A 17,988-nucleotide genomic window follows, 5' to 3' on the forward strand; every position below is an offset into this window, starting at 1 on the left:
CCCTCGCTTTATACGCGCTCGATGATCGTCGCCGTGCCCATGCCGGCACCGATGCACAAGGTCACCAGCGCGGTGTTGAGATCGCGGCGTTCCAGCTCATCCAGCACCGTACCGAGGATCATCGCGCCGGTTGCGCCAAGCGGATGGCCCATGGCAATCGCGCCGCCATTGACGTTGATCTTGTCGTGCGGAATATCGAAGGCCTGCATGTAGCGCAGGACCACAGCGGCGAAAGCTTCGTTGAGCTCGAACAGATCAATATCCGAAATCTTCAGCTTGGCCTGCTTGAGCAGCTTTTCCGTTACATCAACCGGGCCGGTCAGCATCAGCGCCGGGTCGGAGCCGATATTGGTGAAAGCGCGGATACGGGCGCGCGGCTTGATGTCGAATGCCTTGCCAGCCTTCTTGGAGCCAACCAGAACGCCCGCTGCACCGTCGACGATGCCCGACGAATTACCGGCATGGTGGACATGATTGACCGTTTCGATTTCCGGATGAGCCTGAATGCCGACAGCATTGAAGCCGCCCATTTCGCCCGGCATCACAAAGGACGGGTTCAACTGGCCCAGCGCCTGCATATCGGTCGTCGGGCGCATATGTTCATCATGGTCGAGAATGGTCAGACCATTCTGATCCTTGATCGAAATGACCGAATTTTTGAAATAGCCCTTTTCCCACGACTTGGCGGCGCGCTTCTGGCTTTCGACAGCATAGGCATCGACATCATCGCGGCTGAAACCGTATTTCGTGGCGATCAGATCGGCGGACACGCCCTGCGGCATGAAATAGCCGGGGAAGCCGACCGATGGGTCCATGTACCAGGCACCGCCCGACATGCCCATGCCGACGCGGGACATACTTTCAACGCCGCCAGCAACCACCAGTTCGTCCGCGCCGAAGGCGACCTTCGCGGCAGCCAGATTGATGGCGTCGAGACCGGAGGCGCAGAAGCGCGAAATCTGGATGCCCGGAGCCTTGAAGTCGTAACCGGCTTCGAAAGCGGCAGAGCGCGGAATGACGGCACCGGCTTCGCCGACCGGATCGACACAGCCGAAAATAATGTCATCGACCTTTGCGGTATCGATGCCGTTGCGATCGCGCAGGGATTCCAGAACCTTCGCGCCCAAACGCACGGCAGGCACTTCATGCAGGCTACCGTCCTTCTTGCCGCGCCCGCGCGGCGTCCGCACGTGATCGTAAATATAAGCCTCAGCCATTTTTTCTCCTTCCCGCCGGGTCCGAAGAACCCGGCCTAACCTTTAAAATGTCAGCAGAAAATCAGAACGCGTCCGCAGGCAGCGCCATCATGCTATCCGCACCCGACTGGATGCGCGCGAGATGGGCGGCACTTTCCGGCATAATACGCTCGAAATAGTACCGTGCAGTGACGAGCTTCGCTTCAAGATAAGCCTTGTTGCCTTCGCCTGCCGCCAGCTTTTCTTCTGCGACCTTGGCCATGCGGCCCCACATCAGCCCCAGCGCGACCAGACCGAACAGATGCATATAATCATTGGACGCAGCACCGGCATTGTCGGGCTTCGCCATTGCATTCTGCATCAGCCACATGGTGGCGGCCTGAAGATCGTTGAGACCTTTCTTCAGATGCTTGGTGAAGAAGGACAGCTTTTCATTGTCGCGATTGGCTTCGCAGAATTCGCCCACTTCCTTGAAGAAGGTCGTAACGGCACGGCCGCCATTCAGCGCCAGCTTGCGACCGACCAGATCGAGCGCCTGAATACCGTTGGCACCTTCATAGATCATGGCGATACGCGCATCGCGCACATACTGGCTCATGCCGTGTTCTTCGATATAGCCGTGGCCACCGAAGACCTGCTGCGCCATGACGGCATGTTCAAAACCCTTGTCGGTCAGAACGCCTTTCAGAACCGGTGTCAGCAGACCGACCAGATCGTCGGCGGCCTGACGCTCGGCCTCGTCACCGGAGCGGTGCGCAATGTCGGAGTTCAGCGCCGTCCAGAGGATGAACGCGCGGCCTGCTTCGTTGAAAGCGCGGATCGTCATCAGGTTACGACGGATATCCGGATGCACGATGATCGGATCGGCCTTCTTTTCCGGCTCTTTCGCGCCGGAAAGGGCGCGCCCCTGAATGCGCTCGCGGGCATAGATCGCTGCATTCTGGTAGGCGGTTTCGGCTATTGAAAGCCCCTGCAAGGCAACGCCCAGACGCGCTTCATTCATCATGGTGAACATGGCGCGCAGCCCCTTATGCGCCTCACCGATCAGAAAGCCGGTCGCCTCGTCATAATTCATGACGCAGGTGGAATTGCCGTGAATGCCCATCTTTTCTTCGATGGAACCACAGGACACACCGTTGCGTGTGCCTGGATTGCCATTTTCATCCAGAATGAACTTCGGCACGATGAAGAGCGAAATGCCCTTCACGCCTTCCGGTGCCCCGTCGATACGGGCGAGCACCAGATGGATGATATTGTCCGACATGTCGTGTTCGCCAGCCGAGATGAAAATCTTCTGACCGGAAATCTTGTAGGAGCCGTCGCCCTGCGGTGCAGCACTGGTGCGCAGAAGACCCAGATCCGTGCCGCAATGCGGCTCGGTCAGGTTCATTGTGCCGGTCCAGGTGCCTTCCACCATCTTCGGCAGATAGGTATCCTTCTGCTCATCGGTGCCGTGCGCGAGGATTGCGGCAATCGCGCCCTGCGTCAGGCCGGGATACATGGTGAGCGCCATATTGGCCGACGACATATATTCGCCAACTGCCGTGTGCAGCAGATAGGGCAGACCCTGCCCGCCATATTGCTCCGGCACGGCGAGGCCGAGCCAGCCGCCTTCGCGGTAAAGATCGAAGGCTTCCTTGAAACCTTTCGGCGTGGTGACGCTGCCATCGGAGGCGCGCTTGCAGCCTTCGCGGTCACCGCTGTGATTGACCGGAAACAGGGTGCCTTCAGCGAGCTTCGCACCTTCCGACAGGATCGCCTCGACCACGTCGGGCGACGCGTCGGCAAAGCCCGGCAGATTGTTGTAACGCTGATAGTTCAGAACGTCGTTAAGTACGAAATTCGTATCTTCAACGGGCGCGCGATAGCTCGGCATCAAAATCCTCCAAATTCATCACCTGAGCCAGCCCCGCGATAGACGGATACCGGCTCCAAACCGCGTTTCACACCTGCTGCCTGCTTTATTAGAAAAACATCGTGACAGCCGATATGTTGCAACAAAAAAGGACGTTCTCGCTCGAAAACCTGCCATTTTTGCAGCATTCTGGCCAGCCTCAACCCAAACTCGGGTCGAGCCGGACCAGTTCGGACTCAAAACTAGCGCAGTTTGACGTTTCCGTAAACGTCAAAATTTCGCGAGCTGTGAGCAGATGTCTGCCATCCGCCTTTGCGATTTGATTTCGTCTTTGGGAAATGTGCGAGATCCGAAGCGCTGATGCTTCCGTTGCGCATACAATAGTTGTGCAATCTGCCTGATTGCGCAACCGAGACATCAACTCCAGATCGGGTTAAAGGATGCCCCTAACCCGACCGTTCAGAAGATGTTTTGCTAGTGATGCATCATCTCGTCGGCAATATCTTTACCGCTCAGCGATGACGGATAATAGGTCGGCCAGTTGGTGACTTCTTTGAGCAACCCTGCGCGATCATTTCCCCAATAGAGGTGATAGTGATCTGCTTTGGCTGGTGCTATGCGATGATCGCTGAACTGCATATATTCAGGCGCAGCCGCATCACCCTCGACCTTCTTGAAAATGAAGCGAACGCCGCGATTGCCTTTGGCATATTTCAGGATTTCATAGCCGTCACTTGCATATTTTCCCGACGTGGCCTTATCGCCTTCGTAGAAGGAAACCTCGTCCCCTTTGATCACAATTCGGCTCGTGTCGGTGCGATAGCCCGTTTCATAATAGTCGCGGTACTCTTTGGCTGATTTGTCGCCATGTTTTGCTTTATCGGCGAAAACCGGATCAAGCGTACCGTCTTGCAGATAGGAATATACCGACTGCCAGTCCCCTTCCCAATCAGACAGCTTGCGGTCTTTCACCTGATCGTCTTTGAAATAGCCTTTATAGATTTCCTGGTCCTGCTTGGTTCCATGGCTGTGGGAATGGCCATGATCCGACGCGGACTTTTCCTTTGTCTCGGCCATTGCCTGACCGGATATCACCATGGCGGCGCACAATCCCATCGACACGAGTAGCTTTCTCATAGTCTTCTCTCCAGTTCGATTCGTTATGTAATATCGTAACGTATTTGACTTAACCACTAACGCTTAGGGATGCAACTACTGCCGATTAGTCGGGAGTATAAGGACGAAACGTCACCAACAATCTCGCTCGCAATAATGAGAAGAATACAAGAGTTCGCTTATATAAAATTGCCAACGACCCTTTGCCGTTTCGCAAAACAATAAAATAAATCAATAATAAGCTGCCTTCATATTAAGGCGCATTCTAAAAATTGGGAGAAGTAAAATGCATACTACAAGCAATCATGCAAGTAAATCTGCAGTCGCATTTGAAGACGTATTAAAGGGTCTTTCTGCAACACTGGCTCCGACCAACAGTTCCGAGGACTGCCCAGGATTTGCAAAGAAAAAATAATCAAAAATCTGCTGAAGCTCATTAAAAAATGCTGGATGGAGATTAGGGGGTAATTCACCCCCTTCTTTTTTAATTGGAAGGATGACTTTCATGACGAAACATTTTGAAACACCGGTTATCTTTTCGCTCGCTCCAGAAGCAGCAAATGATTTCTGCGATCAGTATCTGACGAAGAACGGCATCATGATCTCGCTTGCAGACTTGCGCGACAAAGAGCTGACAATGGATCTGGCAAGTCAGGCAGCATACGCCTTCGCCGATTTGATCACAGACCTGCAATTTCAGTTGGATTGTCCTGATATAGGGATCGTCGCGGTCGATATTCCATCCATCCTTGAAGATGCCACATTAGACGCCGTTGCTGGTGCGCTGATAGGTATCTCGCTGGTTCAGGCGCTGATGCCGACCCTCTATGATGGTAGAAACCAGACGCCGTTCTCGGTCTTCACAACCTCCGCGGATAGTCGCCAAAGGCTGGAGCGTGTTGGCTTGCAGGATCTGGTTCCATTAAGCCGACTGGAGTTTCACTCTGACAGCTCCGTTACCGGGAAAACATTAGCCGTTCCCGACTATATAGCGCTTTATAATATCGCCATTAATTTTGAAGAGCGCGGCTGTTTCCACTGGGTGCCGACATGTAAAATCGACGGCATTGCCGAGCTTGTGAACAAGGTTGGCTTATCGAAGGAGTATTATTTCAAGCTCAACCCTGCCGTCTACGAAGATGGGCAGAATGATGTGATGGTTATAGAGCACCGCGTCAAAGCGGCCATTTTCAGCAGCGCCCAGAATGGCTCCACCACAACCTATATGAGTGGAAGTTTCGACGGGACCGTCGGCGAAGAATACAGCCAATCCCACGATGTTGCCGCCGACATCGTAAACGCCATATCAGCAAACAAATTTCGCTATTCCATCCCGCAGGAAAGCCGCAGACTGATCATCGTCAATAATGCCAACGGCTTTCATGCCCGCGATGGTTTTGAAAAGCCCCTGCCTGACGTTTCCGTCAACCGGGTTTATCTGCGCTGCACGTCAGTGGCTGGCAAGGTTGTCGGCGAAGTTTTGGACGAGTGATAAAGCGTTCTCGTCAGTTGGGCACCGGCGGCGAACGATCCACTCAGTGGCTCAGCAGCGTCTGCATTCGGTCCTGATGGTGCAAGCCCACTTCCCGAACGATCTCGGCAATCTGTTTAAGTTGGGACGACAGCGGATTGCTTTTGCGCCAGACCAGACCGATGGTTCGCGACGGACGTGGCTCGGCAAGGCGAAACATGCAGACATTTGCCGCGAGTGTCTCCGTATAGACCGCCATCTCCGGCACGAGCGTGATGCCGATACCTGCGCCCACCATCTGAACAAGGGTAGACAGTGAGCTGCCTTCCATCAATTCGCGCGGCGGCGCATTCGTAATATTGCAGAAGGACAGGGCCTGATCGCGGAAACAATGCCCTTCTTCCAGAAGCAGCAACCGCATTTCATGCAGTTTTTCGGCGCTGGGAACCGGCTTGTCCGCATCTTCCAGCGGGCGCATCAGCACAAATTCCTCCTCAAAAAGGGGCACTTCCTGCAAGGCCGGCTCGGAAACCGGCAAGGCGACAATCGCCGCATCCAGCCTCGCCTCCAGCAGGTCTTCGATCAGTTTCTGGGTGATAGCCTCACGCGGGCGAGGCTCCAGCCCCGGATAACGCTGGGTCAGCGTCTTGATCACTTCCGGCAGAAGATAAGGCGCAACTGTCGGGATCACTCCGAGACGCAGGCGACCGGTGAATGGGCCATGCGCCGCACGCGCCAGCTCTTCCAGCTCGTCAACCGAGCGCAAAATGCCGCGCACCCTTTCCGCGAATTCCTCACCGAGCCCGGTCAGGCGAATTTGCCTGCCGCCACGCTCCACCAGCGGCGCGCCGATCAGGTCTTCCAGTTCCTTGATCTGCAAGGACAATGCGGGTTGAGAGATGGAACAAGCCGCCGCCGCGCGCCCAAAATGGCTCAATCGCGCCAGCGAGTCGAAGTAGCGGAGGTGTTTCATGGAGAGGCCAATCATAAGCTCAGCATATCGCAGCCTTTAGAATATACAATTGGAATTTATCGAACGCATTGGTTACCGTACCCATACTGACTGCTGGATCCGGAGTGACCGCCTTCATAATGCGGTCGCTTCGGCGTGCCAGTGTCAGCCGCTCGTTCAATTTAGCGAAAGCCATCTTTGGGAAAGCCATCGGAGAGCAATCATGGACGTAAAGACGAAATCGGCCGGAAAATGTCCGGTCATGCATGGCGGCAATACCGCGCTTGGCAACTCTGTCATGGAATGGTGGCCCAATGCGCTGAACCTCGACATTCTGCACCAGCATGACACCAAGACCAATCCGCTGGGCAAGAACTTCGATTACAAGGAAGAGCTGAAGAAGCTCGACGTGGAAGCTCTCAAGACCGATCTGCGCGCACTCATGACGGATAGTCAGGAGTGGTGGCCTGCCGACTGGGGCAGCTATGTCGGCATGATGGCTCGAGTGACCTGGCACGCCGCCGGTTCCTACCGCACCTCTGACGGTCGCGGTGGCGCCAGCACCGGCAACCAGCGTTTTGCTCCGCTCAATTCCTGGCCGGATAACGTCAACACCGACAAGGGCCGCCGTCTGCTGTGGCCGATCAAGAAGAAGTACGGCAACCGGATTTCCTGGGCCGACCTGATCGCGCTTGCCGGTACGATTGCCTATGACGTCGCCGGTCTCAAGACCTTCGGTTTCGCCTTCGGTCGTGAAGATATCTGGGCGCCTGAAAAGGACACCTATTGGGGTGACGAAAAGGAATGGCTGGCGCCAAGCGACGGTCGTTACGGCGATGTGACCAAGCCGAGCACACTGGAAAACCCGCTTGCGGCGGTCCAGATGGGCCTCATCTATGTCAACCCGGAAGGCGTCAACGGCAAGTCCGATCCGCTGGCAACGGCAGCGCAAATGCGCGAAACCTTTACCCGTATGGGTATGGATGACGAGGAAACGGTCGCCCTGACCGCGGGTGGCCACACCATCGGCAAAACTCATGGCAATGGCGATCCGGCCAATCTGAGCCCTGATCCGGAAGATGCCGGTCCTGAATATCAGGGCCTGGGCTGGATGAACACCAAGGGCCGCGGCATTGGTCGCGACACGGTTGTTTCGGGCCTCGAAGGCGCATGGACCACAGAACCGACCAAGTGGGACAACGGCTTCTTCGAAATGCTGTTCAAGCACGAATGGCATCTGGTGAAGAGCCCGGCTGGCGCGTCGCAGTGGGAACCTGTTTCGATTGCCGAGCAGGACAAGCCGGTTGACGTGGAAGACCCGTCGATCCGTCTGAACCCGATGATGACCGATGCGGATATGGCGTTGAAGGTAGACCCGATCTACCGCGCGATTTCCGAGCGTTTCATGAACGACTTTGACGCGTTCTCGGAAGTCTTCGCCCGCGCATGGTTCAAGCTGACCCATCGCGACATGGGCCCGAAGACCCGTTATATCGGCCCGGATGCGCCGACCGAAGATCTCATCTGGCAGGATCCGATCCCGGCCGGTCGCACCGATTACGACGTGAAGGGCCTCAAGGCCAAGATCGCCGCTTCCGGTCTTTCGGTTTCCGATCTGGTTTCCACCGCCTGGGACAGCGCCCGCACCTATCGCGGTTCGGACTTCCGCGGCGGCGCAAACGGCGCCCGTATCCGTCTCGCTCCGCAGAAGGATTGGGAAGGCAACGAGCCGGAACGGCTGGCCCGTGTTCTCTCGGTTCTGGAACCGATTGCAGCGGCGTCTGGCGCAAGCCTGGCCGATGTCATCGTGCTGGCCGGCAATTTCGGTGTGGAACAGGCAGCCAAGGCCGCCGGTGTCGACATTGAAGTGCCATTCGCTCCGGGACGCGGCGATGCAACGGCCGAGCAGACCGATGCTGAAAGCTTCGCTCCGCTTGAACCGCTGGCAGACGGTTTCCGCAACTGGCAGAAGAAGGACTATGTGGTCAGCGCCGAGGAACTGCTCCTCGACCGGGCACAGCTCATGGGCCTTACCGCCCCTGAAATGACGGTCCTCGTCGGCGGCCTGCGCGCCATCGGCACCAACCACGGCGGCACGTCGCATGGCGTCTTCACGGACAAGGTCGGCGCTTTGACGACGGACTTCTTCGTCACGCTCACCGACATGCATAATTCGTGGGTTCCGACGGGCGAAGGCCTCTACGAAATCCGCGACCGCAAGACCGGTGCGCCGAAGTTCACCGCAACACGCGTCGATCTCGTTTTCGGTTCGAATTCGATCCTTCGCGCCTATGCGGAAGTCTATGCCCAGGACGACAGCAAGGAGAAGTTCGTGAAGGACTTCGTTGCCGCCTGGACCAAGGTGATGAACGCCGACCGTTTCGATCTGGCATAAAAGCCGACCTGGAGCATTTCCAGCAAAAGTGCGAAGCGGTTTTGCTGGAAATGCGTGAAAACAAATGGATAGAGCGGTTCGAGTGATTCCGTTTTAACTGGAACCGCTCTGACGAAAAGGCCTCCCCTGAATGTTCGGGGGGAGGCCTTTTTATTTACTTCGCCACGTCAATGGCAGCGCTTAGCTCTTCCACCGCCTGATCCGCCGTCAGCTGACCGTTGAACTGGCGAGTGATGACGTCGAACATCGCATTCTTGATCGCGGTCGGCTGTGCGTGCGACTGCGAGAAGGAGCCGAGCAGCGATCCGCTCTTGTCGGCAGCCGCCAGATCCTTGATCGCTTTCTGTCCGCATTCGTCGAATGCCGTGGTCGGCACATCGGTACGCGCCGGTGCCGAGCCTTTCACCACATTGAAGGCCGACTGGAAATTGACGTCTTCCACAGCGGTTGCGAGCGCAAGCTGCGCCTTGCGCTTGTCCTCACCCACTTCAAAGACAGCGAACTGATCGGCATTGAAAGCCACGGAACCTTCCGTTCCCGGGAAACGACCGCAAACGAAATCCGCACCGGGCTTCTTTCCAGCCTTGGTAAATTCGCCCTTGGCCCAGTCGCCCATGAACTGCACGCCCGCCTTGTCGTCAATGACCATGGCCGAGGCGAGATTCCAGTCGCGTCCCGAGAAATTGTCGTCCACATAGGTGCGCAGCTTCGCCATCCGCTCGAAGACCTGCTTCATCGTATCGCTCTTCAGGGCTTCAGGATCGAGATCGATCAGCGCCTTTTTGTAAAAATCCGGCCCGAACGACATCACGACACTGGTGAAGATAAGCGCTTCCTGCCAGGGCTGGCCGCCATGGGCAATCGGCGTGATCCCCTGCGCCTTGAACTTGTCGAGCAGAGCGATAAGCTCATCCCAGTTCTGCGGCACTTTTCCGCCAGCCTTGTCGAGCGCGGCCTTGTTGTACCAGGCCCAATTGGTGGAGTGCACATTGACCGGCGCAGCGATCCAGTGGCCGTCATATTTCGAGAAGTGCTGGATTGCGGGCGGGATCACCTTGTCCCAGCCTTCCTTGTCGGCAACTTCGTCCAGATTGCCAAGCACGCCCTGCTGTGCCCAATCCAGAATATCGAAACCCTGCATCTGCACGGCGGCTGGCGGATTGCCCGCCGTCACGCGGGCGCGCAAGGTCGTCATCGCGGCTTCACCCGCGCCACCGGCAACCGGCATATCGACCCAGCCGATACCTTGTTTCTGAAGGTTTTCCTTCAGGAGATTAAGCGCGGCTGCTTCGCCGCCCGAAGTCCAGTAATGCAGGACTTCGACGCTTTCCTCGGCCTGCGCGAAACTTGCCCCACCCAAAATGCTGACACCCGCCAGCAGCATTCCCATCATCAAGCGCATTCTCATATCTCCTCGTTAAGAATGATGTAACTTATCATGGACTTGGGCGAACGAAATTCACTATCGCGTTGGCGCGCACATGCTGTTGGCGACCAGTTCACACTTCATCTTTGAGCGTTTCTTTCTGCGTAATGAGGCGCGCCGAGTGCTGCCCCGAAATGAAGACCCAGAGCCAGCTGAGCGCCACCGCCAGACGACTGCGCGTGCCAATGAGAAAATAAATATGGGCAAGCCCCCATATCCACCAGGCGATCCAGCCCTTCAAACGCAATGACCCGAAATCGATAACAGCCGCGCTTGGGCCAATGGTGGCAAGGTTGCCAAGATGCTTGTAACGGAACGGGCCCGGTGCCGCACGATTGGCAAAGCGTGCATTGATCACCTTCGCCACATATTTGCCCTGCTGCTTGGCGGCAGGCGCAATGCCCGGCACCGGCTTGCCATCAGCGGTTTTGACCAGAGCCGTATCCCCGACGATGAAAATTTCGGGATGGTCTTTTACCGTCAGGTCAGGCTCCACCACCGCGCGGCCTGCGCGATCCTGTTCCGCGCCTACCCATTCGGCGGCTTTCGATGCCTGCACGCCCGCCGCCCAGATAACTGTACGGCTGGCGACCTGTTCGTCGCCAATCGAGATGCCCTTGGCGTCGCAGGCCGTGACGGGGGTTCCTGTTTTGACCTCAACGCCCATTTTCGTCAGCGACTTCTCCGCATAGTCCGAAAGCGACGGCGGGAAAACCGGCAGGATGCGCGGCCCTGCTTCGATGAGGATGATGCGCGCTGTGGACGTATCGATATTGCGGAATTCCTTGACCAGAGTGCGGTGAGCCAGTTCCGCAATGATCCCCGCCAGTTCCACGCCGGTCGGCCCTGCGCCAATGATGCTGAATGTCAGCAGCGCTTTGCGAACCTCGGGATCAGTTTCCAGCTCGGCCTGTTCGAAAGCCAGCAAGAGACGACGACGAATTGTCGTTGCATCTTCCAGCGCCTTCAGGCCCGGCGCATAGGGCTCCCACTCGTCGCGTCCGAAATAGGCGTGTCGCGCACCCGTCGCCAGAACAAGCGTGTCATAATCGATGCTCGGCCCATCCCTGAGATGGACCTTGCGCGCCTGCGTATCCACGCTGGTTACTTCGGCGAGCAGGGTGGAAACCTCTTCGCGATTGCGAAAAACGGAGCGGATTGGCCAGGCAATTTCCGACGTTGCAAGCACGGTCGTAGCAACCTGATACAACAATGGCTGAAAGAGATGATGATTTCTGCGATCAATGATTGTGATCGATGTATCCGGGCTTTGCAGATCTTTCGCCAGTTGCAAACCCGCAAAACCGCCGCCGACAATCACTACGCGATGCTGAGCCAATTCGCTTTTCCTTTCGCAGTCTGCACCCTGTCGAGGACACACCATACACGCGAGAACTTGATCTGCCTTTCAATAATCAGTGTTAGCATCGGCAGTCAGAGCCTGAATCAAAAAGCGGCATGTGTGTGCGAAAATGGTGATTTTCGAGTACCGGAGCGGAGCGTACTATTAGTACGTGAGCACCGGAATGTAGAAAATTGCCATTTGCAGCCACACAGGACGACTTTTGGAACAGGCTCTTAGACACGTCGTGAAAGTAACTAGCGCTCTGGCAAAAAAAGTCAGCCCGCAGCCGATGGTCGGATGCGGGCTTTGAGACTCTGAAAAGCATTTTGCGGTGGTGTAGTCTGGCCTCAGCGCAGCAGATAGGCCGGTGTTTTGGGATCGAAGCCGACAATGCGCTGCCCTTCGGCAAAAGCGGCAAGCAGCGTCTCGCGCAGTGATAGCCGCGCCGTCATGGCCGCCGCAGGGTCTGTCGCAAGCAGCCGATCAATATCGCCGGGAAATTCCACACGGCGAATATCGGCAGGAAATTCCAGCTTCTGCCCTTGAGAGCGCGCTTCAACACGTGGATCGTCCAACTGCCAGTCGGCCACAATACGATCCGATGGAAGCCCCGCATTGATGCCCACCATCGGACCATAGTAATCGTTATGATAGGTGGAGGATGTGGCGCCAAGGCTTGCAATATTCAAACCGGCATTGACCGCCCGAATGGGATCATAGGTCCAGCGCACAAGCGTCACGCCTCGTGCAAGGCACCAGTCGCGCTGAAACCATTTCATGCGCGCACCTAGCTTCAGGCCTCGCGCTTCCGGCAAGACTGCCAAACGATGCGAGTGTTGAATTCCCGGCATTGCTGTCGGGAAACCGAAGATGAAACCCATCATCTTCTCGCCCTCGAAAGCACCGGCGACAAGGCCGCCTTCATGCTGGATGGCAAGGAGCAAGTCGGAAGCATCGACAGGATCGTCGTCGCCCCAGACAAGCCGCTGCACATTTTCCGAATCCTTCATCTCGGCGAGAGAGGCGAGTTCACGGATGATGATCTCGCTCATGCGGCAAATTCCTCGCGATGGTTCGTCACCGTTTCGAGGAAGGCGCGGTCGAGCGTCACACCGATACCCGGGCCGTTTTTCGGAACGGCCATGCGACCGTTTTCGGCTTCAAGCGGTTCGTTGACGATGTCACGCGGGAAATAGCGGCTGGCGGATGACGTATCCCCCGGCTTGGTGAAGTTTGCCAGCGTCGACAGGTGGATATTATGCGCCCGTCCGATGCCTGCTTCCAGCATCCCGCCGCACCATACAGGCACATCGAAAGCGGCGCAGACATCATGAATGGCCCGCGAAGCGCTATGGCCGCCGACACGCCCCACCTTGATGTTGATGACGCGGCAGGCGCGTGCAACGAGCGCCTTGCGCGCATCCACCGAAGAGCGAATGCTTTCGTCCAGACAAATGGCCGTCAGCAGTTTTTCCTGCACATGCACATGGTCGGTAATATCGTCGAATGCCAGCGGCTGCTCGATATAGTCGAGCGCGAAAGCATCCATCGCTTTGAGAAGCGGCAGGTCGGACAGGCGGTAATCCGTGTTGGCATCGACGGTCAGCTTGGCTTCCGGGAAGCGGTCGCGCACGGCTTGCAACATCGCAAGGTCATGGCCGCGCTTGATCTTGAGCTTCACGCGCTTGTACCCAGCGTCGAGCGAGGCCGCGACCCGATCAATCGTTGTTGGAATATCGGCAATGCCAAGGCTGACGCCAACGTCGATTGCATCGCGAACGCCGCCCAGTGCAACGCTCAATGGCAGGTTCAGCGCTTTTGCCCACAGGTCCCACACGGCCATTTCAACCATGGCCTTGCTCATTCTATGTCCGCGCCACGGATCGAGAATGGCGGCCAGATCAGCCGGGCCATTGAAATGCTTTCCGACGATCTGCGGCAGCAGCACATCGCGCAGGAAGGAGAGCGAGCCGGAGATGGTTTCTTCCAGATAATCCGGCAAGGGGTCCATCACGCCTTCGGCATAGCCTTCAAGGCCTTCCGCTTTCAGGGTGAGGACCGGTATGATCTTCTCGGTCATTGTGCCGGTGGAGATCACGAAGGGCACGAGCAGCGGCAACCGTATGACTCGTATTTCAGCCGCCTCGATCTTTAATCCGGCGAAAATTGGCGCTGCCTGCATCGGGTATTCCATCCCTGGGTACAAATGATCATCAATCTGGGAACTGCGCGGTGGCAAAACGCCTTCCTTATTGCTCCCTCGACCGTGTCAAATTCCTCGTGTTTTGTCAAAATTCTAATAGATTTATCAGCGCACTTACTGTTGCCGGTCCGGCAAAGCATCCAGCGGGAAAACGGGACGTCGCAACCGGGAATAGGTGCGTCTCGACAGGTCCGGCGAACTCAGGCCGCCTGCATCGGTGACGATGATCTGCGTTGCAATCGGGCCGAAAGCGCCTTTGAAATGCTGCATCGATTTGACGGCAACAATTGCCTTTTCTTTCGGCTCGATCCCGACAATCCGGAAGATGTTCTGATCGAGCATCTGCATCCGTTCGGAGACGATCATGATATCGATCCCGTCCACGCGCAGGCACACGGATTTTCCGGTCGTTCCGGGCAGGCCCGTAAACATCGGGCCTTCAAAGACAAAGCTGCCCTCACTGATCGCCATGACACGGCCTCTCACCGTCAGCGGTCCACCGCCAACCGTTGGGTCGGACTTGCCGCCAATCGTCACCGTGATGGTCTCGCCAATTGCCTTGGCTGCAATCTCGGCCACGGCTTCCGGGTCAAGCAATGCGCCCGCGGCAGCATTGGTCACTTCGGCTTCCAGCATCGCCGCAATCAACGCGGTGCAATCGCTATAGGCGCCCGAGCCAGGATTATCCGAGAAATCGGCAACGACAATCGTGCCCTCGACGCCCCGCGCCTCATTCAACTGTTCGATGCATTCATGGAGCGGCAGAGGCTGCGACCATTGATCCTTATAAGCCCAGATTTCGTCGCAGATCTTTTCCGCCACATCGCGGGCGGTTTGGCGCTCGACGCTTTTCGCATCGAAGGTCACGACGACACTCGGTCCCGCCGCCCAAACATCGGCGTCGGTGAAACCGGCATTGATCGCTACATTGAGGATGCCGGGCTGTTGCATCTCACGGGCCGCGCTTTCGAGCAGGCGGCACATCGGGCCATTATCCGTTGTGCGACCGTCATCGCAGCCAAGCAGCATCGGCGGACGTGAGATGGCGAGAGCGGGTTCAATCTCACCCTTCATCGCCCGGTCCAGCAACGTGCAGGCTTCAACCCCAACCTCGTTCATATCGATATGAGGATAGGTCCTGAATGAGACGGCAATCTGCGCCAGATCGGCCAGTTCATCGAAAATATTCGCGTGCAGATCAAGGGTAATGGCAATCGGCACATCAAAACCGACGACTGAGCGGATTTCACGCAGGAACTGGCTATCGCCATCCTGATCCGTTTCCGTCACCATCGCACCATGCAGGGCAACGAAGAGTCCGTCGAACGGCCCGGACTCCTTCAGTCGCCGCAAGCATTCACTGGTGATTTCCACTCGCGCGCTTTCCAGCACCGCGCCATTCGGCTCCGCATGGGCAGCAGTGATGTAGACAGGTGTCCATCCCTTCTCATCTGCGACCCTTATCGCGCCGCCGACTTCCGAACCCGTGCCACGGAAATTGGCCGGAATCTCATCGCCCTTGAAATAATGCGACGCCCTGAAATCGCTGATGCTTGTGCGATTTTGCGTGAAGGTATTACTTTCATTGATGAGTTCGATGATCGCAACACGATAGGACACGGGTCGACCTTTCTTTTGTCGGCGAAGACCAGTCTGGATTGGTCGCGAATGAAACTGCTGAAGCCGGATCGAACCGTAAAAGCTTGCCCTCAGGCAAGGCGGACACCTGATCTGATGTGGTGCTTCAAATCAGGCGTCCTGTCGGAACGAATTACTTTCCGAAGATCTCGCTGGCGAATTTCGGCTTCTCTCTAATGTCGAAGTCGAAATACTTCGCGCGGATCTTGTCATAGGTGCCATCCGCGATGATCTCGGCAAGCGCCTTGTTGACACGTGCGCGCAGCTCTTCGTCATCCTTGCGGAAGGCCATGCCAGCGCCCAGTGTGCCATCCAGCAGAAACTCGTTGCCGACAAACTCGCAGCAGCTCGCACCCTTCGAAATCCAGTCGCTGAGCGCGAATTTGGATTCGAGCACGAGGTCCACGCGACCGTTCTCAATATCCAGGAAGGCTTCTTCCAGCGTCGGATAGAGCTTCACCTCATTATCAGGGAAAAAACGCTGCAAAACATCGACTGCGATAGAGCCGGTCTGGGTGCCGATGACCTTGCCCTTGGCGCTTTCCGGCGTTACGTCCTTCAGGCCAAGCTCCTTCAACGCCACAAACCGCATGGTGTTGTAGTAATAAGGATTGGAGAAATTGACCTGCTGCATGCGCGATTCAGTGATGGCCATCGACGACGCCATGACATCGAATTTCTTCGCCTGAAGTGCAGGAATGATCCCGCTCCACTCATTGGCGCTCCAGACGCAATCGGCTTTCAGCTTTTCGCAGATTGCATCGCCAACATCGATATCGAAGCCTTTCAGCTTGCCGTTGGGATCGAGAAAATTAAACGGCGCATAAGCGCCTTCAGCTCCCATGCGAATTTCCTCGGCATGGGTCGGGAAAACACCGAGCACAGCAATGGCCGCTGCAATCATTCCCATTTTGAATTGCTTATGCATGTTCCGATCTCCTGTTATTGGCCCTTTGCTGGCATCGCAGATCACCGACAATTCATGTCATCGGGATCGTGAACCGGTGGGAATACTCCCTTGGGCAGCTTTTATTGATTGACGATTATGCTTGTGCCAGCGGTCGATCAATGCAAAAGATCTATTCAATGCTATTAGAAAAATTCATAGGATCATGAGTTCAAGGCCAACCCGCAGAAGACTGCCGAGCTTGAAAGCCCTACGGGCCTTCGAAGCTGTTTCGCATTGCCAAAGCTTCACCGCTGCAGCGGAAGAGCTTGCGGTCAGTCAGGGCGCTGTCAGCCATCAGATCAAGCTTCTGGAACAGGCTTTGGGCTGTCAATTGCTTATTCGAGGGCCGCGCGGTGTGACCGTTACCGCAGAGGGCGCTCTGTTGACCGAAGTCTGCAGCCGCGCCTTCGATGAAATCGGCGCAGTAACCACCCTGATTGGCCAGGACAATCGAGCACAAATTCTCCGCGTGCGGGCTGGGCCCTTCTTCTCAATGGAAGTGATCGCCAGCCGGATAGCCGGGTTCCTGAAACAGAACCCCGGCATCCAGCTTCATCTTAACAATCTCGATATCGATTCCATCGCGCAGGACAGAGAAGATGCGCAGATCAAATATTGTCTGCATGCCCCTGCCGGCTCCTACAGCATCGATCTGCTGACTGAAAAGCTTGTACCGGTTTGCAGTCCTTCGCTCCTCGACGGCTTGGCAAACACCGAAGACTTGCTCAGCAACCCGGATATCCCTCGCCTGCACTATCGCGACATGAGCGATTGGAAGCGATGGATCGCGCATCACGGCATTGGGGATATAGCCGCCAATTCAAATCTTTTCTTCGACGACCAGCACACACTTTTGGCGGCTGCGCGTTCCGGACAGGGTATCGGGTTTTCTCATCGGTCGCTTCTCGAGAGCGATGTGCAGCGTGGCAGCCTTGGGGTCGTGTCAGAGAAATACTTCCAGCCCAAGGAATCCTACAAGTTCATCTGCAGCCACGAGAGCATTGCCTCTAACATTGCACTACAGCTCTTTCGCGACTGGCTCATCGCAGAGGTTTCGGCGATTTGTTAGGCCCTTGGATTTCCAGAGAACATACTTCCTTCAACGCAGTCCCCTTTCCCGTGGGCTAAGTCTTTAAACGCCAAAAGCCCGCTATGTTAGCGGGCTTAATGGAATGGCTGTGAGACTGTTTGGTTGCGGGGTCAGGATTTGCCCCGTTCGTCGGGGCATTGATTCACTGGATCAATTCCTAATCCTCCTCACCCTTCAGGTTATGAGCCGTGGGGAGCAGTGACGGTCTGGCTTGGATAAGCGAGGCTTTTCGGCCAGTTAGATATGATAGAGATGGGGAAGATTTGGTTGCGGGGGCAGGATTTGAACCTGCGGCCTTCAGGTTATGAGCCTGACGAGCTACCGGGCTGCTCCACCCCGCGCCAGGGTGATT

General features: G+C 56.4%; 15 protein-coding genes and 1 tRNA gene. 3 read left to right on the forward strand and 13 right to left on the reverse strand.

Annotated features, from left to right (window positions below; translation table 11 throughout):
* Window positions 1–8: 8 nt before the first annotated feature.
* The 5 genes from FHW00_RS18960 to FHW00_RS18980 form a co-directional block, all read right to left on the reverse strand.
* On the reverse strand, window positions 9–1,217 hold the full coding sequence (locus tag FHW00_RS18960; protein WP_078339836.1) for an acetyl-CoA C-acetyltransferase: 1,209 nt from the start codon (window positions 1,215–1,217) through the stop codon (window positions 9–11).
* A gap of 61 nt (window positions 1,218–1,278) precedes the next feature.
* Window positions 1,279–3,072 (reverse strand): acyl-CoA dehydrogenase C-terminal domain-containing protein, encoded by a 1,794-nt coding sequence (locus tag FHW00_RS18965; RefSeq protein ID WP_078339837.1) that lies wholly within the window; start codon window positions 3,070–3,072, stop codon window positions 1,279–1,281.
* Window positions 3,072–3,239: a hypothetical protein gene (locus FHW00_RS18970; RefSeq protein ID WP_162762594.1), complete on the reverse strand. Its 168-nt coding sequence runs from the start codon at window positions 3,237–3,239 to the stop codon at window positions 3,072–3,074. Before FHW00_RS18970 ends, FHW00_RS18965 begins: the two co-directional genes overlap by 1 nt.
* A 286-nt stretch (window positions 3,240–3,525) precedes the next feature.
* The gene (locus tag FHW00_RS18975) at window positions 3,526–4,188 is read right to left on the reverse strand and encodes a ZinT family metal-binding protein (RefSeq protein ID WP_078339838.1); all 663 of its coding nucleotides are present in this window, start codon (window positions 4,186–4,188) and stop codon (window positions 3,526–3,528) included.
* Between the two features lie 282 nt (window positions 4,189–4,470).
* Window positions 4,471–4,674, reverse strand: coding sequence for a hypothetical protein (locus FHW00_RS18980; RefSeq protein ID WP_139364402.1), 204 nt, complete (start codon window positions 4,672–4,674; stop codon window positions 4,471–4,473).
* Here FHW00_RS18980 and FHW00_RS18985 point away from each other — a divergent pair.
* The gene (locus FHW00_RS18985; RefSeq protein ID WP_139364403.1) at window positions 4,673–5,659 is read left to right on the forward strand and encodes a hypothetical protein; all 987 of its coding nucleotides are present in this window, start codon (window positions 4,673–4,675) and stop codon (window positions 5,657–5,659) included. The two genes, FHW00_RS18980 and FHW00_RS18985, sit on opposite strands and share 2 nt — an antisense overlap.
* Before the next feature lie 43 nt (window positions 5,660–5,702).
* Here the strand turns inward: FHW00_RS18985 and FHW00_RS18990 are convergent, their stop codons facing one another.
* Window positions 5,703–6,626 (reverse strand): hydrogen peroxide-inducible genes activator, encoded by a 924-nt coding sequence (locus tag FHW00_RS18990; RefSeq protein WP_078339840.1) that lies wholly within the window; start codon window positions 6,624–6,626, stop codon window positions 5,703–5,705.
* A 187-nt stretch (window positions 6,627–6,813) separates the two neighbouring features.
* Here FHW00_RS18990 and katG point away from each other — a divergent pair, with 187 nt between their 5' ends.
* The gene (gene katG / locus FHW00_RS18995; RefSeq protein WP_078339841.1) at window positions 6,814–8,985 is read left to right on the forward strand and encodes a catalase/peroxidase HPI; all 2,172 of its coding nucleotides are present in this window, start codon (window positions 6,814–6,816) and stop codon (window positions 8,983–8,985) included.
* Window positions 8,986–9,139: 154 nt separating this feature from the next.
* Here the strand turns inward: katG and FHW00_RS19000 are convergent, their stop codons facing one another.
* The 6 genes from FHW00_RS19000 to FHW00_RS19025 form a co-directional block, all read right to left on the reverse strand.
* Window positions 9,140–10,387: an ABC transporter substrate-binding protein gene (locus FHW00_RS19000; RefSeq protein ID WP_078339842.1), complete on the reverse strand. Its 1,248-nt coding sequence runs from the start codon at window positions 10,385–10,387 to the stop codon at window positions 9,140–9,142.
* Between the two features lie 97 nt (window positions 10,388–10,484).
* Window positions 10,485–11,750: an NAD(P)/FAD-dependent oxidoreductase gene (locus FHW00_RS19005; RefSeq protein WP_176168343.1), complete on the reverse strand. Its 1,266-nt coding sequence runs from the start codon at window positions 11,748–11,750 to the stop codon at window positions 10,485–10,487.
* A gap of 353 nt (window positions 11,751–12,103) precedes the next feature.
* Window positions 12,104–12,808 carry a GNAT family N-acetyltransferase gene (locus FHW00_RS19010; RefSeq protein WP_078339844.1) on the reverse strand — a complete coding sequence of 235 codons (705 nt, stop codon included), beginning with the start codon at window positions 12,806–12,808 and terminating at the stop codon, window positions 12,104–12,106.
* Window positions 12,805–13,938: an o-succinylbenzoate synthase gene (gene menC / locus FHW00_RS19015; RefSeq protein WP_078339845.1), complete on the reverse strand. Its 1,134-nt coding sequence runs from the start codon at window positions 13,936–13,938 to the stop codon at window positions 12,805–12,807. The genes FHW00_RS19010 and menC overlap by 4 nt, the downstream gene beginning before the upstream one ends.
* A gap of 135 nt (window positions 13,939–14,073) precedes the next feature.
* The gene (locus FHW00_RS19020; RefSeq protein WP_445558214.1) at window positions 14,074–15,579 is read right to left on the reverse strand and encodes a M81 family metallopeptidase; all 1,506 of its coding nucleotides are present in this window, start codon (window positions 15,577–15,579) and stop codon (window positions 14,074–14,076) included.
* A gap of 151 nt (window positions 15,580–15,730) precedes the next feature.
* Entirely contained in the window at window positions 15,731–16,525 is a 795-nt protein-coding gene (locus FHW00_RS19025) for an ABC transporter substrate-binding protein (RefSeq protein WP_445557958.1), read from the reverse strand.
* Window positions 16,526–16,646: 121 nt separating this feature from the next.
* Between FHW00_RS19025 and FHW00_RS19030 the strand changes: the two genes are divergently transcribed.
* Entirely contained in the window at window positions 16,647–17,615 is a 969-nt protein-coding gene (locus FHW00_RS19030; RefSeq protein ID WP_445557959.1) for a LysR family transcriptional regulator, read from the forward strand.
* Window positions 17,616–17,900: 285 nt separating this feature from the next.
* On the opposite strand, the gene FHW00_RS19035 is transcribed toward FHW00_RS19030, so the two are convergent.
* Window positions 17,901–17,977 (reverse strand) — tRNA-Met (locus tag FHW00_RS19035).
* Window positions 17,978–17,988 lie beyond the last annotated feature (11 nt).

The sequence above is a fragment of the Ochrobactrum sp. P6BSIII genome, assembly GCF_014138065.1.
Classification (GTDB): Bacteria; Pseudomonadota; Alphaproteobacteria; order Rhizobiales; family Rhizobiaceae; genus Brucella.